Source organism: Spartinivicinus poritis, assembly GCF_028858535.1.
Classification (GTDB): Bacteria; Pseudomonadota; Gammaproteobacteria; order Pseudomonadales; family Zooshikellaceae; genus Spartinivicinus; species Spartinivicinus poritis.
Genome location: NZ_JAPMOU010000067.1, coordinates 1 through 21,971, shown reverse-complemented (window position 1 = coordinate 21,971; position 21,971 = coordinate 1). Strand labels below are relative to the sequence as shown.

Below are 21,971 nucleotides of genomic sequence, written 5' to 3'. Positions count from 1 at the left end.
AAGCCGAATTGAACAACGTTATCGCCGGTGTTAACACTGGATACAAACTGCTGGTCTGTAAAGCCTGACTCAAAAGTAATTACACCCGAAAAAGCGCTTGAAGTAGCAGCTAAACTTGCAGCAATGGTTATTCCTTTTAAAAATCTTTGCATTTGCAACACTCCTTTCATTTAAAGTAAACATAAATGACATTTTTAAAGGACAGGAGCATGTGCAACTAGTGTACCAACCTTATAAGAGGTAGATATAACGTTATTCTATTAGATAATATTAATTAATTTTTGAATGATTTGTAAAAAAAACAGACAGGCTTGAGCGCTACTTTCTTTTGCCTGCTTAACTATCAGCTAATTCATAGCCGGGTAATCAGGATGATTCACCTAAAACTAAGCGATGAAAAATCACACAAGTTTTATACGCTACTGATACAACAAGACTTGTTCGGAAAGTGGTCGCTACTCAGGCAATGGGACAAGATTGGCACAAAGGGACAAGTGCAAATTGATACATTTGATAGTTATGAAGAGGCCCGCGTCGTTCAGGCAAAACTAGTCAAGGAGAAGCGGCGCAAGGGGTATAGTGGGGTGTAACAGCTAAATCAAACCAAGTTTTCAACACTTTTAATCAAGTCATGCTTGCCAGCTTTGATCAACGTTCAAACTTTAAAATATGGCCTTTAAATTCCTCATCTAGATAGCTTGTATGCCTTGGCTTGAAGTGCGTAGAAATAAATCCAAATTCAATCATTCTTGAGCTCAGTTTGTTTTTGCGACCACGCCCTGGATCAACAAGAATAACATTGCAAGTCGGTTTAGAGTGCCTTTCAAGAAAACTAGCTAGTAATTCAATATGCTGATCTTCATATAAAAGATCACTACCAATTATCAGATCAAAAAGGCCTAAATTGTCATTTTTGTCGGCCCAGTCTATTCGCTCAAAAGCAATCGCGCGATCTTCATTAATCTGTATATTTCTTTGTAAAAACCTTTCTGTCTCTGGATGATAATCAGTTGCGGTAATATCAGCACCTTGTTTATTCAGTAGTAAACTGGTTAACGCCATACCGCAGCCTACTTCCAGTATTCGTTTTGAACCTACCTCATAATCAAAGATAAAGTGAGCAAGAACTAAACTAGATGGCCAAATCACTCCAAAAATAGGCCAAGAAGCAGAGCATATGCCGAGTTTTTCTGCTGTGCCATTCGGGTCATAAAACTGTTGCTTGTCACGTAAAGTGCAAATATGGATGTCTGTTTTTCCAAACTCAATGGTTTGGTAGCATAAACGTAGATTTGTCATTCATCTGCCTATACATTTTAGCGCTAAGCCAACTATCGAAGATAAATGACAAAACGGGAGTGGTATTTTGTGTCCACCTGTAGGTAAGTGTGAAAGAAGCTTTCTTCTGGTATGAGTTTAATATTTTGCAAATAAAGGTTTAAGTTTCTCTATGCCATAATTTTCTTTTAAATTCGCTGGTGGCCAGTTATCCAAACGCATACCTAGTGATAGCCCTCTAGAAGCAAGTGCATCCTTGATTTCAATACAAGATTTCTTACCTAAGTTTGGTGTTTTTAATAACTCAACTTCCGTACGCTGGATCAGGTCACCAATATAATAAACATGTTCTGCTTTCAAGCAGTTATTACTACGCACAGTGAGTTCTAACTGATCAATAGGACATAATAGAATTGGATCAAACTCATCTTCTTTTTCTGGTTCAGGTTCCTTAACCTTTTCGAAGTCAACAAAAGCTGCCAGCTGTTGCTGAAGAATAGTCGCAGCTCGACGAATAGCTTCTTCTGGATCTAATGTTCCATTAGTTTCTAAATAAATCACAAGTTTATCAAGGTCTATACGCTGTTCAACACGAGCATTTTCCACGGTAAATGATATCCGATTCACTGGACTATATGCAGCATCTAGTTGTAAACGACCAACATAGCAACTTTCATCTTCACTGGCCTTAGATGTATCTACAGGAACATAACCACGGCCACGAGTTATTTTGAGCTTCATTTTAAGCTCTCCAGTATTACTTAGGTGGGCAATGATATGTTCTGGATTAACTATTTCTACACTATGATCAAGCTGAATATCACCAGCCGTGACAATCCCAGCCCCTTTTTTTGATAACGAAAGAATTATTTCATCGCGACCATGCATTTTTACCGCTAGACCTTTTAAGTTCAGCAGTATGGCAATCACATCCTCTTGAACACCCTCTATTGTACTGTATTCGTGTAATGCTCCTTCAATTTCTGCTTCAACAACTGCACAACCGGGCATTGAGGAAAGCAAGATTCGACGAAGGGCATTACCTAAAGTGTGTCCAAAGCCGCGCTCTAATGGCTCTAGAGTAATTTTTGCTTGTGTGGCACTGATTGGTTGTACATGAATATGATTTGGAGTGAGGAGTTCAGATATAAAGCTTTGCATAAATATAGTTACCTGTTTAACCCTGATATTTATACAAAATAAGCAGTCAACTGCGTTCAGGGTACGCGGCCATTAAACAGTATAAACTGTTTTAAAAAATATAGGTTTTAATTTTGACTAACGGGATATCAACAGCCTTATCCACCATTTCTGTGGATAAAAACTAGTCAGCTATCAATATATGATACTTCGTCACATTAGAATTAAAGAACCCCATAGATAAAGGGCTGTAGCGTTGGTTTGTTATGTATTCTACTTACTAAGACAGCCTTCCCATGAGAAAAGCTAATACTAAGGAGGAGATTATTATAAATAATATTGCTCTATCTCCCCTCTTTTCCTCTGTTGAAGAGAGATGAACTCCATCTCGAAAAATTCCCAAAGCATAAAAAAGAATGATTAATGAACACATTATTGGCAACATAGCCAACATCATAGGCGCTACATCACATTGGAAAAAAGGGTGTAAATAGGGATTCAACCAATTACAAAACAAGGTAAAACCAGTTAGTCCCGCACAAACCTTCAAGCTATCCTTAAGCCGGCTTAACACAGTTGATTTACTTACAACCTCTCTTCTCATACTCAAAGCCTCCTTTACAGCACAGGCTTGGCCTACAAAAGCCAGGAAGATAAACTAGGTTTTATATTAACCGCTCAATATTATTTGTATACTATTTCAACAAATACTTGTGATGTAATCGTTGTATTGATATCAGCCCTCTACCCTGCTTTACTTTCAGCCACATGACGGCCAGGTAATCAGGATGATTCACCTAAAACTAAGCGATGAAAAATCACACAAATTCTATACATTGCTGATTCAGAAAGACTTGTTCGGGAAGTGGTCGCTACTCAGGCAATGGGGCAAGATTGGTACAAATGGACAAGTGCAAATTGATACATTTGATAGTTATGAAGAAGCCCGCGCCGTTCAAGAAAAACTAGTTAAGGAGAAGCGGCGCAAGGGGTACAGGGGTGTTACGGGGTAACAGAAATTCAACTTAGCATGAAAGGCTTACATAGGAATGTACAACTCTTGTCCAGTACGAATGTCTATAGCAGGCCAATCCCAAACATGATGAAAAATGAATATTGTATCATTGGATAAATACTTAGCATTCTTCCCAAGTAGCTTAATCACTTTGTTATCACCTTGCTTTACTTGTTCTGGCCAATTTGGGTAGAACTCGGTCAGTGAAATGTTGAAAGAGTTACTGCCTACCTGATCAGTAATATCCTCCAAAAAACCCCAGTCATCATGTTCTGACACCTCTTTCATGGCATCAAAAAAGCTTTCTCCTTCAAAGATATTACACGCCCAGAGATTTAGGTAAGGAGTTATATTCATCCCTCCTCTCTCAAGGCTTATATTTTCTTTTCCAGCGCCAGTGTCAATCATGACTTCAAGCAAATCGACTTCACTATATTTAAATAGAAATTTTCTTAGCGCATTCTCTATATTGTTAATCATCAAACGAACTGCCAATATTCCAGCTATCAACACGCTTAAACATAACCCCTGTCATACAAGCCTCTCTAGCAATGTAGTATTCGCTATCATACTTCATCATTAATTACTCTAAATCATATGGTCTTCTATGAGTAATCTTCAGGCTTATAAAAAACAAAACCTGTAAAACCTTCTGCCTCAAATGCTTGCTTAATACGATCATTTACAACAATAAGCGGCAAGAATTCTCCTAACCGGAAGATTTCAGGGAGCTTATCTTCATCTAGATTAATAAAAGCCAGTTTTTCAATAAAGAGAATAGAGCCCGTACTCGACAACTCTAAATCACAATTATCGTAATCTAAACAATTAACAGTCCCTATAACGTTGGCTATTTTATAGTCTATATTCTCTTTTTGGGTGTCTTTGTCTATTAATTTAAGGTCAAAATACTGTACATTTTTTATATTTAGTTCTTTTATTTTCTGCCTAATTTTCTCGTTAATAACTAATCCATTACACCCTATAGCAGCAAGGTTGTCAGTAAATACTTCGCCTGGATCTTTAGTATAAGTCAACTCGATTTCAGGATATATTTTAGGATCATAAACACCACGAGAGAAATTCAACCCATTATTTTTAATATAGGGAGGTGTACTATAAATAATAATCTCATCATCATCTTGAAGTTCTGTTGCCATTATCCAATACACGATTACTATTCCTCACTTTTTTTCTTTATGGCTTTTTCATACCGATCATTACTTTCTGTACGGCGCTTAAGAGCCTTGCTTGATAGCAAATATTGCCAGTTAACAACCTTAGCTCTTACCTTCCCTGCTAGTGCATCCAAATCACTTATTAGGTCTTTCTGCTTCCGCTTATCTCCCTTAATATCTTTTTGGCAGTAACTCAAACAGTCATCCCTAATATTCATAAGGTAAGGAAGTACTTTTAAATCATATAGTTTTTTATTATGTCTACCTCGATGGAGCTGTAAGTCGTGCTGTACAATATCGGCCATGAAGGAGGGAAGACAAATACCGTTCTTAGGGTGATTTACATCATAGCCAATTAACTTTGCATTACTACTGAGTTCGTCTACAGATTCAAATAATTTAACAGATATTAAATGGTGTTTTTGAGTATGGTATTCAGGGTATATCATAGCTGCTGCTGTAGCAGTATAGTTGGCATTAGGGGCTTCATCCTTATAGTCAGCCAGAGTAGCATAACTGTTTCGGCCTGGACCATACAACACCCATGGCTCTAAGCCTGCACGTATCCAGTCAGAGTCATAAGTGTTATTTCTTTGAACACTGCCATTGCTTGGATATCTGATTTTTTTCTCATGATTGCCTTTACACTTATTCCATTCACATTTGTATTTTTTATTCTCTTTCTCAGCTTCATCAGCCTTTTGTTTATTCTCTCCTTTATTAAAGGATTTATTTTCTTCAATATGCTTAATTTGGTTTTTCTGCTGATATTTTCTAGTGCCGCCCCATTGATAAGCAGATAGTTTTTTTATTTTTTCAGCTATCGCCATTAATATATTGATTATGGCTTCAATTAATTTCCCCCCTTTTCGACCTGCAGCCGCTGTAAGTAATGTAGCAGCTGCAATGGGAGCGCCTACACCACCGGCAAGGGCACCTGCAGCAGTTCCGCCAGCAACAATCGTAGCATCAATACCTGTTTGAGTTGCCTGAGAACTCAGTATTTCAGTCACTTCGTCAGGTGGGAGTACTTGCAATATTCTAAATGGAATGCTGGCAATTAACTCTCTGCTCTTCTCATCTGATAGCAGCAGTATCAGCATTTCCATTGCTTCGCTGGCTTTTGCAAATCCTTTATTATCACGCTGCCAGGCTTGGAACTTCGTTTCTAACTCATCTACATTACCTGTCGCAATTGCATCAACTAGATCAGTTACATCAAGATCAACTGCATCCATTAAATCACCAAATTCGCCTAAATCTGGCACGTACTCAGTAAAGCCTTTTTTAACCCCGGTAGTTACTGATTTGGCTTGCTCCCAAGTCTTCTGTAAAAAAGTTTTTTGATCATACTCTTCTGCTTTGGCCTTATATTTTGCTAACTCCTTTTCGACAGCTTGTTTAAAAGCCTCTTTGATATCAGCTGGCGGTTCCTCTGCTTTTGGTTGGCTACGCGCCACCGCTAACATATGTTTGCCAATCTGTCTGGCTGCATCATCCAATACAAAAGCAAGTTGTTGGTAAGCACCGATGATTGAGTTTGCAGCTTCATTAAAAGCCGCCTCATCACCAAATGTAACCTGAGCCGGTAAATCTGGTGCATTTGGAATGGTTGCACAGCCTTTTTCATCCAAAACACCAGCAATACATTCATTGTTACTGAAAGTGATCTTGAAAGGAGTCTTGCCTGCAGGCGTTTTTTCTAAATCGTCGTAAAACAGCTCAAGTTCAAGAGTTTTTTGCTTATTTTCAGATTCATTGGCTATGTCACCAATAGCTTTATAAGCCAAGCTATCCAGGCTGACCTGCTTTGCTTTTTTAACCATTGGGAGGAGTGGAGGTTCTTGGTTGCCGTAAATGAAAATCTGGTTCCATTCGACGGCTTCTACAAAACGGTCTTCAAGCTCTTTTTCCGACAGACTCAGACCAAGTAAAAACTCCATGATCGTGCGCCCATCTGTGTAGCCATCAGTTGATTTACTAGAATGGCTGATACAGCGCCGGAAAAACTGACGTATTTCATGTTCCCCTAGGAGTCCTTTAGGGTAATAGCCCTCACTAGGCTCATCAAAGCTTCTATGAAACTCGTAAATAGCGCCGTTTAAAAACTTAATACGGTAACGCATGTGATTTGGCGCTCCTTAACTACTGTCTGAAAATACTGCTGTACAACGAGTCTATATTTAAACAAGACTAGTCAATATGCATGATAAGTAACACTCAACTTAGAAAAAGCGCGTAAACCCTCGCCCAATGCGGCTAGAGGTAAACCTGCTATTACTCCTACTTCCATGACTGCATCTTCAATGGCTTACTTAGAAACAAAAGCAGTACATTAAAAGGGGAGGGTTAAAAGCGCAAGGGCAGAAATAGTAAACCTTTAGCAGAATGGCTTTAAGGTAACTGATTGATTAATGTCTAGTGCTATGATTTGCTTTAATAGTGAGGCTAGTCATATTAATTAAGTGATCAATATTTGTTATTAGTTGAGGATGTTTGCTTAGCTTTATATTGCTTGACCATTTCATTTGAGACATCTGAAGGGTAACAGTAGGGGGAATAACCTCCCGCTCTACTCCATGCACTACGTTTTCCACAGCGACTTCCATTACTGGCTCGATTATAAGGACAAGGGCAATTCCCAGGGTATGATTGAATAGATTGTTGAATTATTTGTGATTTAATTTGTTGATCACTTAGCGTATCAGCAGCAGTATAGTTGCTCATTGAAACTAAGAGCAAATAAAAGAGTGTCCTTTTCATTAGCGTCCCTAACTAAATAACTTAATTGTTTTGATAAATCGATTTAAATGTATTTTTAGCATTTATTTTGTGGTTAACACACTCAACCATATGACTGTCAGACTTCCAGTTGTCACAGCCATCTGGTTCAGTATACCACGCATAAAAGGCCTCATTAAAAGCATGCTCTTCCTGAGCTTTCTTATAGTCATGTTCTGCTTGTCGTTGTTTTGCCTGTAGGTTTGATCTTTGTTGTTCAAGTACTTGTTTTGAATATTCTTGACTTTTGGTTATAAAGTGTTCTGCTGATTTCTCGATCATTTTCAAACGTATATAGTAACTAAGACTACCAATCAAAACCGTAGCTAGAATACCTAGAAAAAAATTCCTTAATACTTTAGTAATCATTGCTTCCGTGTGCCTACTCAGTAACTAATAAAACGAACAACTTTTTCTATTATAATAGAATGCACTTAAATTTCTATTTATTTTGTGCGTATTGAGGTCAACAGTAGCTGTTTTTTCGCAAGAAAACAGGTTGATCCTTAATCAAAAATTAACCTGTTTTTATAGAATCTATCATGAATATGTTGTGGTGAAACTAGAGTGATATAAGAACTAACGATTACCTTGGCTCGACTGAATAATTGCATCGATAATAGGTTCCAATTGTTGTTCTGTAAACTTCATTTGCTCGGTAACAAGATCATAGTATTTGGAACCAAAACCACTATAATGCTCTCGCATTTTTTTAGTATCGATTGCTTTTGCATCTTCTAAGGCACTTAATGCTCGATTAAAACTTTGTTGCATAGCCATATTTACTACGCTTAAAATTTGTTGCTTTAGCTCAATATTATTCATAGGTTTGTTAGTACTTAATCTTTGTATAGTCGATCGATTTTTGATCATTGAAGTTTTATTTAGAGGACTGTATCAATTCAGGTAACCCATTTTTAAACCAGTCTTCATCAGCGCTCAGCACTATTTCTAAATCAGGTATATCACTCATAAACTTGTCAATTACTGCGGAAAATAGCTCCATTTTTGCTTTTTTCTCAAGATGGGGTTTGTCTTTTTGTAGGAAACTAGGATGAACCTGTATTTTAGGTTCCTTTTTAATAAAAATATTCACTACCTTTGATTTGAGCTTTTCAATGAAATTTTCTTCATCATGAACATGCTTTACTATTGTTTGCAATACTTCTTCAGGATCAAAGCTTGAATCTTGGAGCAATAGGTGGCGGATCTCCTTTATATATTCTTCTCTGGTACGACTATGCTCAAAATAGGGGATGCCAGCCACCTGACAAAACTCATAGAAACCACCAGGATGTGAGTGAACCTGCCAGCCTGTCCATAGTTTACTTAGTAAGTCTGTTCTATCAGGCAGTTCTTCATATTCTTCCCAAATATGAATTGTCTTGCAGGTTGTGTCTATAAATAACTGTGAGACAGGAAAATCATCGTCCCCCTCTCGAATGATACTTCTAGGAAGTATCTCTGATAGCTGATCCAACAAGCCTGGCCCTATTGATAAAACACGTTGAGCAGAGTCTTTTGAGGTTGTGATCAAGTCTTTCTCTGAGCGAATTAAAACTAAACACTCATGCCACTCACCATCAAAAGTATCAGCTTCAGGTTGTGTCAGGTCATCACTGTCTTCATCTGTATTACTATTTGAGGTGACGCTTTCTGGAGACATTGAGGATAGCTGAATAACATCTATAATTCCTTTTTTTGCCCATTTAATACGCCACTCAGCCCAGGAGATAGACATCATTGATAAAAAGACATTGCGCAATGATTTATCATAATAAAGATCCTCACCACCAAATAGTATCAGCTCTCGGCTTTCAGGCTTAATGCAAATTGCTCCTTCACACCATACATCATCAAGCAACTTTTCTTCCCCTGACTCTAACGTTGCTAAATAGCTAAGACTGGGATCAAAGCCCCAGAAGAAGTCCTCTGGCAACGATTTTGCTCCCCAATGATGATAAAATATGGATGTTTTATTTTCTTCAACAAGAAAATAGTTAGCTCTATGGCCCATGCAGATTACTCAAAGCATTAATAAGTTGAGGGTTCTTTTATCGAGTTGTGGTAAGGGAAATTTTTCAAACCTTACCTACACCATAGGCTCATTAAATCAATTATTCGTCTACCCGTCAGCTTTAATACTAAACTGGTCACCATTAGGTGTGGGATGACCAGGCCTTTCTATTGGCTGGGCCTGTAATGACTCATGCAACCTTGGCTGTAGAAGTGATTCAAAATACTGTGGGTCTTGTATTGTTGGGTTTAACCAATCATGTGCTATTTCAGGCTGGTCGAGAGGTAACATTAACGGCAGTGAGTTTTTATGAATACTCTTAAGTTTTGGGTGTCCTGGCAAAGTGATGATTGAAGCTGAATAGCAGTGTTCACCTGTCTTAGAGTGTGTCCATTCACGGTATAGCCCCCCGAACGCAATCATACCGCTAGCAGATTTGAGTAAATGATAATAGCGTTTGCCCTGTGGTCCATCACCTTCAACAAAGTGAGTAGCTGGGATTATACAGCGACTTTGCTTAAATGCTTTTTTAGTGACAGGGCTTGTAATTAGCCTGCTAGATTTTGAGTTGAATGTTGCATATTTTGCATTTGCTTTAAAGTGGGTTTCAGCCTCTTCTAACAATAACCACCAAATGGCTTCGTTTACTTTATAACCGTCCTGGTGAGTAATAATGGATACAGTGTTGGTAGGTACGAATGCTTCTTTATACCGTAGGTTTATCGATGCTGGGTCGTTAATATCCTGTAAATTCAGTCGCTTTGTAAACTTGCCCCAGTTAAAACTATCTGCCAACCCAAATTGCCCGCACATTATTTATTTCACTCTTTCCTTGGTCATATAGTGAAGTATAACGGCTGTTATAATCTGGCTTTAGGTAGATCAGACCAGCTGGTAAGGTAGTCTGGAGACAAGTGATGTCTGGCCATCTGCCAGCCTCGTTGGGTACCATTACTCGCTAGAAATAAGGCTTTTGGAAAACGACGGTTGATCTGATCAATTGTTTTCATCAAGTGTTGTGATTTTTGTGTATCAATCTCAGGAGTGAAAAGGTCTGCTTGATTAAAGCTAGACACACTGATATCAGAGAGCATAACTCCAGCCTTCGCGTAAGCAAACCCTGGTTGATAAATTGCTTCTAGCCCCATTTTAGCAGCTTTGACCAGAACCCGGGTATCACTCGTAGGGTGGGGTAAGGGCAGGGAAGCACCGCAACTGTATTGTGGAGTATCAGCAAAAGGGCTGGTCCGAATAAACACATTGATTAACTGGGCTCTGGATTGTTGTTGCCTGAGTTTTTCCGCCGCTCGGGTCATATAACAACTGATAGATTCGGCTAACTCTTTCAACTTGTGTACCCGTTTGGAAAATGATCGACTACACACAATTTGTTGCTTTGCTGGAGGGTGCTCTTCTAACGCGATACAAGACTCGCCGTTTAATTCTCTGGCTGTACGTTCTAACATCACGCTGAAATGCTGTCGAAGTAGCTTTTCAGGATAGTTTGCCAGGTCATGGGCTGTATTAATCCCCATTGCTCGTAGCTTTTGATTTAAGCGTCGACCAACCCCCCAGACTTCATCAACTGGCATACACTGTAGTAAGCGGGTTTGAACCTTTTTTGAGCAGACATCAACCACACCACCTGTACTTGGATACTGCTTAGCCGCATGATTGGCTAACTTTGCTAGGGTTTTAGTTGGAGCAATTCCAACACACGCGGGTATACCACAGTATTGGGCAATGGCTTGTTTCACCTTAAACCCATAGCCTTTTAAGGACGCCTCACAAGCCATATCTGTTAGGTCAAGGAATGCTTCATCAATGGAATAAACCTCAACCGTAGGGCATAGCTGCTCAAGGACAGCCATTACTCGATTGGAGATATTGGCATATGACGCATAGTTTGATGAGAACACCGTAATGCCATGACGTTTGATCAAACCTTGCAGTTTAAACACAGGCTCACCCATCTTGATCCCTAGGGCTTTGGCTTCTGGGGATCGAGCGACGCAACACCCATCATTATTACTGAGCACTACCACGGGTTTACCTGCCAGATCTGGCCTGAAAAGCCGCTCGCAGCTTACATAAAAGCAGTTCATATCCGTGAGCGCATACATGCTAATTCAACAACCGACAAAATACTGTGCATATAAACAGTATACAGGTATCTAATTGGTGTCAAATCCAGTTAATATTGATCGCGCAGTGATCAGTCTGATTTACTCATTGGGTCAACATGTATATTATTCACCCTCTTAAAATCTGCTTATTATGGTTGAAGACAATTGACTGAAGTAAATAAACCCCTGCCTTTAAAAGAAATTTTTTTAAAAGGATTAAAAACTCCCTTTCAGAATATAACGGCTTTATTGCGGTTAGGGATTCCATTTATTTTTTTAATGATTTTAATGGATTATTTGATTCCTCACCCTCCTGAAATTAGTTTTATACTGTATTTGTTTATTTATATAGTTTACTGCCTGACATTTGTGCTGAGTGCCATTGGCTGTCATCGAGTTTTTCTGCTCAGCAATGAAGCGATTAAATCAACGCCCGTTTTAAGATGGACTAAAAGAGAAACCAGGTTTTTATTAATATTTGTTGGTTTTTCAGTGATATATAGCGCTGCGATGGCAATTAGCTATAATCTATTTACGTTGTTACCGGAAAATCATTTACCGTTCAGCTCGATAATGGCTATTTTGATGCTACCGGCTACTTATTGTATTTCTAGATGGAGCCTGATTCTGCCTGCAACGGCGACAGACCAGCAAAAGTCGTTGCGATGGGCATGGCGTATATCAGCTAACCATCAATTACGGTTATTTGTGTTAATTGGTTTGCTGCCGATTTTGACAAGTCAAATAATAAGCTATCTACCATTTCTGCCTTATTATTTGGATTTTGTTTACGATCTTATTTGGCTAATCGTTGGGGTTATTGAGATTTGTATATTATCACTGGCTTATGAGTGGGTTGCTCAATGTAATGAAACAACTGCTGAATCCGACTAATAGCAATTTTTTAGCTGATTATAGCGAGCTTGAGTGTATGCCAATTAATCTCAACATGACTTCCAATGGAACATTAATCACTAAGTGGCCGATATGAAAAAAACACCCACAATATTTAAAAGAAACCCTGATAACATGAGCGAAGTAATACAGGAAGCCCACTCTGAGTGCGACTGGGTTTTTGCTGGCGAAGGGGTTGCAACACAAAAATACGACGGCACCTGCTGTTTAATAGAAAGTGGCAAATTATATAAACGGCGAGAGGTCAAAAAAGGCAAACCCAAGCCCGATAATTTTGTATTAGCCGACTACGATGAGGTGACCGGTAAAACGGTTGGTTGGGTTCCTGTCGATTTCGCTGAAAATGAGAATAAATGGTATCAAGAGGCTTTTAAAGAAGGCATGCCTGACGGTACCTATGAGCTGTTGGGACCCAAAATACAGGGAAACCCTGAAGGCTTTGAACGTCATGTATTGTTCAAGCATTCTGATGCAGAACAGTATGCCGATGCCCCTCGCACCTTTAACGAGTTAAAAGCGTGGTTACAACATCAAAATATTGAAGGATTAGTCTTTCATCATCCTGATGGCAGAATGGCCAAAATTAAAAAGCGGGACTTTGGGCAAACCAGGTAAAAGCCAGGAGGCTCAGCACTCCCAGCAGATGCCTTGTCCCAGTTATGGCCTGGTGCAAGGCGTGGGAAAGGTATCATCAAACCAAGGATCAGACAATGAATCAAAGACCATTTATAACCTGTAAATACTTACAGGTGAGTTTCGCATAAACTTTCTTATGTTAAATCAAGAGTCGTGGACAAGAGTCTAATTGACACCATATTTAATGCAAAGTGCATCTAAATCAATTTTATCATCTCGCGCCAACTCAAAGTCAATTTTACTAATGTAGAAAGTTATGGATTGTTGTATGCCTGTCTGTTATTTATGGCTAGTTGGGATTGGCTGTCATTTATATTTTTTAACATCATATTTGTTGCCCCAACTTCACGAGATTATTCACCATTAAGATCAATATATTTTTTTAACTGAATAATATATTGATCCATCTTCTTAGTGTTATCGGAGAGGTCAACTATAGTTCTAACGGTACCTTTCTTTGTTACAACAATTAACTCATTTTTAAGTATAGAGTTATCAGGAAAGTTTAGCTCTTGATTTGGATAAAATATCCACCCAAACTCTTCCTCTCTAAAATGCTTTTTAAGCAAACTACCCGTACAAGTACCTAAACTATTCTTAACAAGATTCCAAGCCAGCATTTGCGCATGTTCAAAAGTAATATTACTCATAAAACTTCTATGGAATAGCTAATAAAACTAGTATACCAGGTTTCAGGTCTACAAATTTACCTGCTTGAGTGTCAATATAAATATCTTCCCATTCTTATTTACAACATCAATAACATGTAAACCTCGACCCAAAAGTATCCTAACAAATCCCGTAGCGCCATCTCTAAGACTTCTTTAGAGATATCAGTAACAGATGATTGTTTGAAGCCAAATGAAGCATAAGGTAATTAGATATTGCATTTTTCAACTTATCGTCTGCGAAAAACAAGTACATTCACTTGCCTTTATCTAAACTCTTAGTAATACTACCCATTATATTCCACAGGAGTATGTATATGGCTTATACTAAAGAAGAGCTATTTCAATGCATATGTGAATGTATGTTTGAGTCACTACCTAGTAATTGGAAAAGTGCTTCTATGAAGGTAGAGATAACCGGCAATGAAATCCAGTCTAACTTTTATTTTACCAATTCCAACTCCAGTAAAAATTCCTTTAAGCCTATAAACTTTATAGCTCCTATGAATGCTGCTAAGGAGCTCAAAGAAATTATGTCTGCAGAAGGACAGGACTGGGGAACCATGACAATAACAATAAGCCCTGAAGGTCAGTATGAAGTATCTATAGAGTAATATCTATCGACTAAAAATATCTTGTTTATGATACTCAAAATCAACCTCAATTTTCCTTGTTTTATCAACTGTAACTCTGATACCGCTCCAAGGATTCTCTGCTAGATGATGTGTTTTAGAGCGGTATTCATCAAAAAAATCCATTAAGTCAAAACCACCAGTATCAAATATACTCCAGTCTTCTTGCAATGATTTTTTGAAAAATACTTTTATATCCATAAGTCCGTCATGATACCTATAATGTGCGCATAGCTTACACCAATCATTTGGTGCATTTTCTTCCAAAAGCCTCGCTGCCGGCTCAAATTCTTCATTACTCATTCTTACCCTCCTGGTTGGTTTAACAAGCGAATTCTGCTTTGAACTTGTCCATTAACAGTCTCCGTAATGTCAAACCTTACAGGTCTAAGAGAATTACCTTCATAAATAGGTCTAATTGTAACACCAAGCCTTTCTCCAGAGCGAATTCGGTTGGCCCATTCTGTTTCTAGTTGCCCAAATCGTCCTAAAGCATGACTATTACCATTTAACTGTCGATTCATTGCAACTATATTAATACCTTCTCCAGGCCCTCCAAACTGAGCTCCAAGTAAATGTCCTCCTACATCATCATCTTCTCTGAAATTTCGCCCTGCAACTCGTTGCTGATGTCTGTTTCTATCAGTACGGTTAAGTCTAAGTTCTTGAATATCAACAACAATAGTTCTTCCTAGGCTATCTGTTTGGAAAGAGTTTCCATCTATTCGATAAACTGTATTTGGACGCGGGTTACTAAGTTCTCTACTCCAATTTCCTGTAGAGCCAGCAGTAAAGGTTCTTATTTCTGGCTGAGTTGTTTGTTGTCTTGAAGTAGTATGAGAGTTTGAATTTGCAGTCTCAACTTCCTGGTTATTATTTGAGTTTATTCGATTATTGCTATCATTATCTACTCTTTGCCTTCGAGAATTCTCCGATGATCTTAATTTACTAATTAGGAGCGTACCACTGGCACTAACAATTAATGCTTGTGTTTGCTTTGGAGTTAAGCCTAATTTATTTGCAAGTGGCTCTATGAGCACTTCAACTGTCTTTTGAATTATTGAAGGCTGAACCAGTTGGTCAAAATCTTTGTTTTCTTGTCTTAACCGGTTAAAGGCTCTTATCTGCTCAGGAGTACCCTCCGACAGTATTGCTGCATAGTACTCGTCTATCCATTTACTATTCCCATTGCTATTAGCAACATTTCTAATAATGTCTGCACAATCAGCCTGGCTGCCTCCTCCACAAACTTGAATCGCCTGTAAAGTTTGCTCATCACTCTGAGCCAAACGCTTTTTAAGTAGATCTGCTATACAATCATTGTTACCACATTTTTTTATCTCTTCAGCAGCATCAAGCAATTGCTCATGAAAGAAAAGGTTATAGCGTGTTGCTTGTAATGCAATCTGTGCCCCTTGCTCAGGATCTCCATCAACTAATGAAGCAGCAGTCACACCGATGAGCTGTGAAAGTGCTTCGACTTTTACTTCACGTTTACCTTCATTAAACCATTTACTCTTTGTCAGCTGTTCAATAAGTATTTCATTAGCACCGGCTGCAATTGCTCCAGATTTAAAGTCTCCACCAGAAGCCTCAGAAAGTAAGCCTCCTACAATGGCATGCAGTGTAGCCTTTTGCGGACTCCCATTAGGTAACAGCCCTGGGTACTCTTCAGCTAAATCACCAACTGCATTAAATGCTAATCCTGAAGCAATATTGCTGGCAGCATTCACTAGGCCATGGCTAACGTTATCTCCAAGATCACCACCGTATATTGCACTATTAACGAATGCTTTAGTTGTCGCTTCTGCTGTCTGTTGAATGACAAACTGTTTTATGTCACTAATATTTTTTAAATTAAGTTTTGCTGTGACATCCACTCCCAGTGCTGGATTAACGTATCCTGTGAGTAGGCCTGCAGATAATCCTGAGCTGGCAATATTTTTTAAACTATCTTTAGAAAAAGTATTTTTCAGGCCTGCACCGATATTACCTTTGTTATTGATAGTGCCAATAGCAAATTGCTGAGTTGCAGTGGTAAAGGCTGCATTGGCTGCAGCAGCTTGCCAAGTTCCTGCAGTAGCTTTAACTAGCCCAGCCCCTGTACCATTCGTTAAGGCAGCAACTACAATAACTACTATTAATGCCCCTGCACCTGATAAGCCTGAGTGCTCATAATCCCAGCTTTCATGAATGGTTCTGATGGTGTTGTAATCCACATCACCCCGTTCAGCTAAGGTGTTTAGCCATGCTAAGCTTGGGTCTGCTTGAACAATACGTTCACGCATTTGGTCGATGGTAGCATTATCAACATGCTCAACATCCACCTCGATCCCTTCAGCGGCTTTTAAAATAATGGGGTGTTTAGCCAGTATCTTGGTGTAATGCAGAGTTTCATCAGTGCTGCCCGCCCCTTTGGCTTTCTGCCATACTAAGCTACTTTTGCTCTTTTCATGACGCTCAACCTGCTGGGTTTTTGCTGCAGTAAATTTCAGTTTGCCGCCACTGGTTAAGGCCAGCGTGTTACCTGCCGTTAATTCTGCAGCCTGGTATTCTTGGTCTCCACCGGTAGTCACCGTCAAATCGTTACCAGCCTTGATCGTGCTAGCAACCACGACTTGATCAAGGGTATTATCTAACTGGAATTTTTTACGACCAAACGAGCCTTTCTTTTTCTTTTCGTAGTAATAATATTCCTGGTCCGTAGCGGCTAAAGCATTCAGTTCACCTTGTGCGGTTAAGTCCACATTGCCTTTAGCATCAATATCACTGCCCAATAATTGGATATTGCCACCGGCTTTAACGGTGGTATTTTCACCACTGCTTATCAGTGCTTTTTGGTGGTGAACGGAATCCTGCTTAATGGTGAGTTTCTTACTACCGCCTTTATAGTAATAATCGTAATGGTCTTCGTTGGCTGCAGCGACAACCGTCACATCATTCCCAGCCGTTAGATTCACCTGGCCACCCGCATTCACTTGGCTAGCGACCACCGTAATATCATTGCCCGCCTGTAATGCCAGGTTGCCTTTTACATCGATTTTAGAACCAACCTGACGGATACTTTCTTTAATTTCATGGCCTTTATGGAATAAATAAGCATCGCGTTTATTTTGTTGTTTAGCGGTATTTTCAATGTTATTACCTGCCACCAGGCGTGCATTACCTAAGCTGCTTATCACAGAAGCCTGGTTGAGAATATCCTGACCTGCTGTAATTTTTAGCTCTTGGTTGGCATGAATAACCGAAGCTTGATCAACATCTGAGACAATAAATTCATGGCCTCGCGTCCAGGTACCACGACGCTCAGCAACCAGACGATCATTAATGACACTACCATCAATCGCTGTCAAAGAGAGTGTATTAGCAATAATCTGACCTGCCTGACTATTAATAATGTTATCGCCCGCAACGGCCGTTAAATCATTATTGGCGGCAATAATACCGGTATTTAAAATATTATTAGCCGCTGAGATTTTCAGGTCTTTATAAGCATGAATCGTCCCCGCATTATTCAGATCACCACCACTGAGCAGATTAATATTTTGCCCAATAATTAGGGAGCCATCTGCGGCCAGTTCACCTGGACGGGACTGTGCTAAGTACACGACAGGTACTAACACGTTATGACCATCTACCTGTTGCTCTTCTAGCCAAACGATGTCATGGGTCAGGGCTGCCACCTGTTCAGGTGTTAAGCTGACCCCTAAGCTTAAGTTCAGTTGCTCTTTGGAAGCGACGGCATTATCCATTAAGTATTTAAATTGGTCGTAGTCACTCGCAAAGTAACTGGTAATAAACCGTCGGCCCGTTTGCGCAAAAATAGCCTGGCGAATTAAGTGAGTTTCGTATAAGCCATCTCCCAACCGTTTGGTAATCTTGTCTTCGTTATAGCCTAAACGGTTGAGTAAATACCCTGAACTTAAATAAGTGGCGTAATCCGCATAAGCTGGGTTAGTTTCAATTAAATAATTATGCTTAGGCGTAGCCGTTGGCAGTGTAAATAAACCGTATTTACCTTTTGGTAATCTAAAGCCCGACACTTGTAATGGATTAACCGCGATAAATGCGCTACCAGCAGGAACCCGGTTAGCTGCATTAGTATTAGCCGTTATGGTGCCATTACCTGTATTAACCTGACTTTGCGAATTAGTCAGAGTGTTGGCGACTGAGCCTAACTGCAATGCAACGGTGGCCTCATCCACTGACTTCCTGGCCTGATTAATCGCTTGTGGCGCTTGGTGTGCTAACTGACGGCCAACCGCTGAAACATTACCCACTTTATTGGATATTTGTTTTAACGCGCCATTCGGTTTTAATTCAGAATTACTAATCGTTTGGCTAACCTGTACATTAATATTGCCACCAGCTTGAATGGTGGATTTACCGACAGGTTCTGATTCCGTCCGTACGGTAGAATCTTCTACCAGGGTATAACCTAATATTTGGGTAGGAACTGGCACATAATTATCAGGATCATAGTTAGGGTTAGCGACACCCGTTTTTTGCTCTGAAGGTGAGAAAAAGATTTCTTGTATGCGCTCACCACCATCATGACTGTAATATCTTTTTGTATCTGTATATTTAATAATCTCTGCACTATTACTTTCGTTATATATCCGAATATCGTTTTCGATTAAATTATAGAAATTCCCTTTACCTTCTGAGTCTTCCGGATTTCTAAACTTACGATAACGGGTACCTGTCGTAACTTGTGCACCTTGGTTAACTAATTTTGCGCCTGTAATGGTGATATTTTTATTGGCTGAAATTAAACTGTTTTGGTTAACAATATCACCACCTTTGATGGTTAGATTGCCACCGGCAACTAACTGACTGGCAGGGGAATCATTAACAATATCAGCCCGTTGACGCTCTTCAACAAAATAATATAAGTCGTAATGGCTACCTTTACAGTCTAAACACTGGTAAGTAATGGTGCCGGAGGTAGGAAATTCCTTGTATTCAAAACGGTCTTTTTTATTCAGCAAGCTATTTGTGTAGATATCAATATTACCTAAACTTTCAATCAAGCCTGAAGAATTAATAATGGACTTATTTTTAGCTAATCCATTATTTCGGGCAATCACTAAATCGCCATTACTGTAAATATCGGCAAAACGGTTTTCTATTTCATTGGCGAATAGTTTCATATCGCCAGCTGAAAAAATTAAGCTGCCCTCTTCGCCATTATTATTGGTGAGTTTTTGGGTAATATTCAGGGTTAACGCATCACCACTACCCAACGTGCCGCTATTGACTAATGCATTGGCATTAAGTGAAAAACTCTCAAACCCAGTCAATCGACCTTTATTCGTCAGGGTACCTTGAACCGTTAACGTATCAATGGCATTGGCTGTCAGTGCGCTATTCACTTCATTTGTCAGCGTTTTAGCACGTAATGACAGAGAGCCTAAGGCTGAAATAGTGCCTTTATTCGTTAAGCTATTATTAACGGCTAACGATAAATCTCCCTGTGTAGCCAATGTACCATCATTAATCAGGTTATTAGTATCAACTGAAATACCCTGACCTCCACGGATATCACTGCCATTTAGGCTGAACAAGTCATTGGTATTAATTGATAATTGGCGGCCAGCTTGTAACAAGCCTTGACTGTTATTAATGGAGAGTGCATTAATGGCCAGGTCCAGGTCACTGAGGACTTTGCCTTGCTCATTGATTAATTGCCCATTAACGAAATTAAATGACAAATCACTGTTATGGTGGTTATAAATTAAACCTCGTGTATTATTGATGCCATTCACATCAACGTCTAAACCACCCGTGCTGTATAAAGTGCCATCAATATTATTTAACTGTTGACCAGTGACAGATAACAGACCTTCAGCCAATATCTGGCCTTTGTTATTCATTACATTATTAGTGGCATTAATGGTCGTTTGATCACCCGAATGCTTAATAAGTCCTTGGGTATTATCGAGACCAGCGGCGGTGATTTGCAGTGTTTGATTATTAGACTCAATCGTTCCCTGGCGATTATTGATTTGATTAGCCTGTAGGGTCGTATCACCTGCCTGCCCTATCGCACGCAAAGTACCACTGACATTCAGCAACAGCAGACCTGCATTAATGGCCAGTTGCGTACCAGACTCAATTAACCCTTGTGTGTTATTAAGTTGATCAGTGGTTGTAATCTCTGCTGTTTTGCCAGCAATAACCCCTTGCGTATTATTCAGCTGCGTAGTATGAATATTCAGCGCATTATTGGCATTAATTTTACCTTTAATATTTTCTAAACTATCAATAGCTAACGTCAGCAGTTGAACACCTGCATGGTTAATTTCACCTTCATTTTCAAGGGATTGCGCCGTAATGGTCAGTTGAGCAGCATTGGAAGCGAGCTGGCCTGCTTTTCCAGCAACGGTTTTATTGCTAATGTGTCGTGCTGTAATTTGCTGGTCAGCAGTGCCTACCTGACGCAAGGCACCACCGTCATTAATCAAATCACCTTGTAAATTAACGGTTAAGGCTTCTGCTTCAATCTGGCCCTGAGTATTATCTAATTGGCTAGCACTGGTAATAGCCGCTGATTTAGCACTGATAAATCCTTGCTGGTTATCAATAGCCCCACCTTGCTGCTGATAACTACCCAAGCTAATGATTTTACCTTGTTGGTTATTCAGCTGGTTGGTGGTAACGGTTAATTGCTTGTTGCTCGCCTGGACCAGGTTACCACTCTGGTTATTCAGGGTATTGACATTAACCGTCAGTTGCTGATTTTCACTGCGAATAATACCGTGAGTGTTGTCCAGTTGGCCCTGTACATTAACCAAGGTTTGGCCATTACCCGCTAAGGTTTGAATCTGCCCTTGTTGGTTTAATAAATCACTACCGACGGTCAGTGTGGTATTATTTTTCGCTTGAATCAGCCCCGACTGATTATTCAATGCCTGCTGGGTGGTTAACTCAACGTTATTAGCCCCAATGATGCCTTGACTGTTGTCTATCGAGTCTGCTGATACGTTAAGTGACTGGTTTGATTGCAGTTTACCTTTCAGGTTATTCAACCATTGAATCGCAACATCCAATGTCCCTGTTCCCACGTGGGTAATATCCCCACTGTTTTCCAGTGACTCTGCTTGTAGGGTTAAATGGGTGGCATTAGACTCTATTCGTCCTTGCTGGCCATTGACGATGCCATTGCGAATAGTTTTAGCAGATAATATTTGAGTATTATCACCTAATTGAGAAATCAGTCCTGCATCATTAATTAGTTCATTTGTGGTTTGAATAGTAAGCTGCTCAGCGACTATTTCTCCTTGGCTGTTATCGACATGACTATTACCTGTTATGGTCACTTGATTAGCCGCCACAACCCCAGAACGGTTATCTAGGTTAGTTTGGCCGTTTTGATAGTGGCCTTTTGAAAATAATTCACCTTGTTGATTATTAATTTGCTGGGCAGTAATGGTGAGTGATTGTTGACCAGTATGCGTTATCTTTCCTTGCTGATTATTGACGGTTTGCGCCGTAATTGTGAGACCCGCATTATTAGTGGCAATTTCACCCTGCTGATTATCAAGTACACCTGCTGTGGTGATGACAGTATTGCCGGTTGTAC

General features: G+C 39.6%; 19 protein-coding genes. 5 read left to right on the top strand and 14 right to left on the bottom strand.

The window, feature by feature from the left end; translation table 11 throughout:
- Positions 1-311 precede the first annotated feature (311 nt).
- Entirely contained in the window at positions 312-590 is a 279-nt protein-coding gene (locus ORQ98_RS26385) for a WGR domain-containing protein (RefSeq protein ID WP_274691815.1), read from the top strand.
- Positions 591-648: 58 nt separating this feature from the next.
- Here the strand turns inward: ORQ98_RS26385 and ORQ98_RS26380 are convergent, their stop codons facing one another.
- Entirely contained in the window at positions 649-1,299 is a 651-nt protein-coding gene (locus tag ORQ98_RS26380) for a class I SAM-dependent methyltransferase (protein WP_274691814.1), read from the bottom strand.
- Between the two features lie 117 nt (positions 1,300-1,416).
- The gene (locus ORQ98_RS26375) at positions 1,417-2,439 is read right to left on the bottom strand and encodes a DNA-directed RNA polymerase subunit alpha (protein ID WP_274691813.1); all 1,023 of its coding nucleotides are present in this window, start codon (positions 2,437-2,439) and stop codon (positions 1,417-1,419) included.
- Positions 2,440-3,206: 767 nt separating this feature from the next.
- Between ORQ98_RS26375 and ORQ98_RS26370 the strand changes: the two genes are divergently transcribed.
- Positions 3,207-3,431, top strand: coding sequence for a WGR domain-containing protein (locus tag ORQ98_RS26370; protein ID WP_274691812.1), 225 nt, complete (start codon positions 3,207-3,209; stop codon positions 3,429-3,431).
- A gap of 26 nt (positions 3,432-3,457) precedes the next feature.
- Here ORQ98_RS26370 and ORQ98_RS26365 read toward each other — a convergent pair whose 3' ends face one another.
- The 9 genes from ORQ98_RS26365 to ORQ98_RS26325 all read right to left on the bottom strand — a co-directional run bounded on the left by ORQ98_RS26365 (position 3,458) and on the right by ORQ98_RS26325 (position 11,532).
- The gene (locus ORQ98_RS26365; RefSeq protein WP_274691811.1) at positions 3,458-3,913 is read right to left on the bottom strand and encodes a hypothetical protein; all 456 of its coding nucleotides are present in this window, start codon (positions 3,911-3,913) and stop codon (positions 3,458-3,460) included.
- Positions 3,914-4,038: 125 nt separating this feature from the next.
- Positions 4,039-4,593, bottom strand: a complete 555-nt coding sequence (locus ORQ98_RS26360) for an imm11 family protein (RefSeq protein ID WP_274691810.1) — start codon at positions 4,591-4,593, stop codon at positions 4,039-4,041.
- A gap of 17 nt (positions 4,594-4,610) precedes the next feature.
- Positions 4,611-6,737: an AHH domain-containing protein gene (locus tag ORQ98_RS26355; RefSeq protein ID WP_274691809.1), complete on the bottom strand. Its 2,127-nt coding sequence runs from the start codon at positions 6,735-6,737 to the stop codon at positions 4,611-4,613.
- 343 nt (positions 6,738-7,080) lie between these two features.
- Positions 7,081-7,374, bottom strand: a complete 294-nt coding sequence (locus tag ORQ98_RS26350) for a hypothetical protein (protein ID WP_274691808.1) — start codon at positions 7,372-7,374, stop codon at positions 7,081-7,083.
- 21 nt (positions 7,375-7,395) lie between these two features.
- On the bottom strand, positions 7,396-7,761 hold the full coding sequence (locus ORQ98_RS26345) for a hypothetical protein (protein WP_180571272.1): 366 nt from the start codon (positions 7,759-7,761) through the stop codon (positions 7,396-7,398).
- 210 nt (positions 7,762-7,971) lie between these two features.
- Positions 7,972-8,172 (bottom strand): hypothetical protein, encoded by a 201-nt coding sequence (locus tag ORQ98_RS26340; RefSeq protein ID WP_274691807.1) that lies wholly within the window; start codon positions 8,170-8,172, stop codon positions 7,972-7,974.
- A gap of 100 nt (positions 8,173-8,272) precedes the next feature.
- The gene (locus ORQ98_RS26335) at positions 8,273-9,409 is read right to left on the bottom strand and encodes a hypothetical protein (RefSeq protein WP_274691806.1); all 1,137 of its coding nucleotides are present in this window, start codon (positions 9,407-9,409) and stop codon (positions 8,273-8,275) included.
- A 108-nt stretch (positions 9,410-9,517) separates the two neighbouring features.
- Positions 9,518-10,222 (bottom strand): SOS response-associated peptidase family protein, encoded by a 705-nt coding sequence (locus ORQ98_RS26330; protein ID WP_274691805.1) that lies wholly within the window; start codon positions 10,220-10,222, stop codon positions 9,518-9,520.
- A 47-nt stretch (positions 10,223-10,269) separates the two neighbouring features.
- Positions 10,270-11,532: a Y-family DNA polymerase gene (locus ORQ98_RS26325; RefSeq protein ID WP_274691804.1), complete on the bottom strand. Its 1,263-nt coding sequence runs from the start codon at positions 11,530-11,532 to the stop codon at positions 10,270-10,272.
- Between the two features lie 168 nt (positions 11,533-11,700).
- Between ORQ98_RS26325 and ORQ98_RS26320 the strand changes: the two genes are divergently transcribed.
- Positions 11,701-12,429 carry a hypothetical protein gene (locus tag ORQ98_RS26320; protein WP_274691803.1) on the top strand — a complete coding sequence of 243 codons (729 nt, stop codon included), beginning with the start codon at positions 11,701-11,703 and terminating at the stop codon, positions 12,427-12,429.
- Between the two features lie 93 nt (positions 12,430-12,522).
- Positions 12,523-13,065 carry a hypothetical protein gene (locus ORQ98_RS26315; protein WP_274691802.1) on the top strand — a complete coding sequence of 181 codons (543 nt, stop codon included), beginning with the start codon at positions 12,523-12,525 and terminating at the stop codon, positions 13,063-13,065.
- Between the two features lie 374 nt (positions 13,066-13,439).
- On the opposite strand, the gene ORQ98_RS26310 is transcribed toward ORQ98_RS26315, so the two are convergent.
- Entirely contained in the window at positions 13,440-13,736 is a 297-nt protein-coding gene (locus ORQ98_RS26310) for a hypothetical protein (RefSeq protein WP_274691801.1), read from the bottom strand.
- Positions 13,737-14,071: 335 nt separating this feature from the next.
- Here ORQ98_RS26310 and ORQ98_RS26305 point away from each other — a divergent pair, with 335 nt between their 5' ends.
- Positions 14,072-14,368 carry a hypothetical protein gene (locus tag ORQ98_RS26305; protein ID WP_274691800.1) on the top strand — a complete coding sequence of 99 codons (297 nt, stop codon included), beginning with the start codon at positions 14,072-14,074 and terminating at the stop codon, positions 14,366-14,368.
- 3 nt (positions 14,369-14,371) lie between these two features.
- On the opposite strand, the gene ORQ98_RS26300 is transcribed toward ORQ98_RS26305, so the two are convergent.
- Together ORQ98_RS26300 and ORQ98_RS26295 are read right to left on the bottom strand one after the other, a co-directional pair.
- Positions 14,372-14,689, bottom strand: coding sequence for an immunity protein YezG family protein (locus tag ORQ98_RS26300; protein WP_274691799.1), 318 nt, complete (start codon positions 14,687-14,689; stop codon positions 14,372-14,374).
- 2 nt (positions 14,690-14,691) lie between these two features.
- Positions 14,692-21,971 (bottom strand): DUF637 domain-containing protein (locus ORQ98_RS26295; protein ID WP_274691798.1); only part of this gene is annotated, 7,280 nt, incomplete at its 5' end.

What these genes read in the sequence shown, in the direction of transcription:
- ORQ98_RS26380 (WP_274691814.1), bottom strand. Translation starts at nt 1,299, where the DNA reads ATGACAAATCTACGTTTATGCTACCAAACCATTGAGTTTGGAAAAACA.
- ORQ98_RS26375 (WP_274691813.1), bottom strand. Translation starts at nt 2,439, where the DNA reads ATGCAAAGCTTTATATCTGAACTCCTCACTCCAAATCATATTCATGTA.
- ORQ98_RS26370 (WP_274691812.1), top strand. Translation starts at nt 3,207, where the DNA reads ATGATTCACCTAAAACTAAGCGATGAAAAATCACACAAATTCTATACA.
- ORQ98_RS26365 (WP_274691811.1), bottom strand. Translation starts at nt 3,913, where the DNA reads ATGATTAACAATATAGAGAATGCGCTAAGAAAATTTCTATTTAAATAT.
- ORQ98_RS26360 (WP_274691810.1), bottom strand. Translation starts at nt 4,593, where the DNA reads ATGGCAACAGAACTTCAAGATGATGATGAGATTATTATTTATAGTACA.
- ORQ98_RS26355 (WP_274691809.1), bottom strand. Translation starts at nt 6,737, where the DNA reads ATGCGTTACCGTATTAAGTTTTTAAACGGCGCTATTTACGAGTTTCAT.
- ORQ98_RS26350 (WP_274691808.1), bottom strand. Translation starts at nt 7,374, where the DNA reads ATGAAAAGGACACTCTTTTATTTGCTCTTAGTTTCAATGAGCAACTAT.
- ORQ98_RS26345 (WP_180571272.1), bottom strand. Translation starts at nt 7,761, where the DNA reads ATGATTACTAAAGTATTAAGGAATTTTTTTCTAGGTATTCTAGCTACG.
- ORQ98_RS26340 (WP_274691807.1), bottom strand. Translation starts at nt 8,172, where the DNA reads ATGGCTATGCAACAAAGTTTTAATCGAGCATTAAGTGCCTTAGAAGAT.
- ORQ98_RS26335 (WP_274691806.1), bottom strand. Translation starts at nt 9,409, where the DNA reads ATGGGCCATAGAGCTAACTATTTTCTTGTTGAAGAAAATAAAACATCC.
- ORQ98_RS26330 (WP_274691805.1), bottom strand. Translation starts at nt 10,222, where the DNA reads ATGTGCGGGCAATTTGGGTTGGCAGATAGTTTTAACTGGGGCAAGTTT.
- ORQ98_RS26325 (WP_274691804.1), bottom strand. Translation starts at nt 11,532, where the DNA reads ATGTATGCGCTCACGGATATGAACTGCTTTTATGTAAGCTGCGAGCGG.
- ORQ98_RS26315 (WP_274691802.1), top strand. Translation starts at nt 12,523, where the DNA reads ATGAAAAAAACACCCACAATATTTAAAAGAAACCCTGATAACATGAGC.
- ORQ98_RS26310 (WP_274691801.1), bottom strand. Translation starts at nt 13,736, where the DNA reads ATGAGTAATATTACTTTTGAACATGCGCAAATGCTGGCTTGGAATCTT.
- ORQ98_RS26305 (WP_274691800.1), top strand. Translation starts at nt 14,072, where the DNA reads ATGGCTTATACTAAAGAAGAGCTATTTCAATGCATATGTGAATGTATG.
- ORQ98_RS26300 (WP_274691799.1), bottom strand. Translation starts at nt 14,689, where the DNA reads ATGAGTAATGAAGAATTTGAGCCGGCAGCGAGGCTTTTGGAAGAAAAT.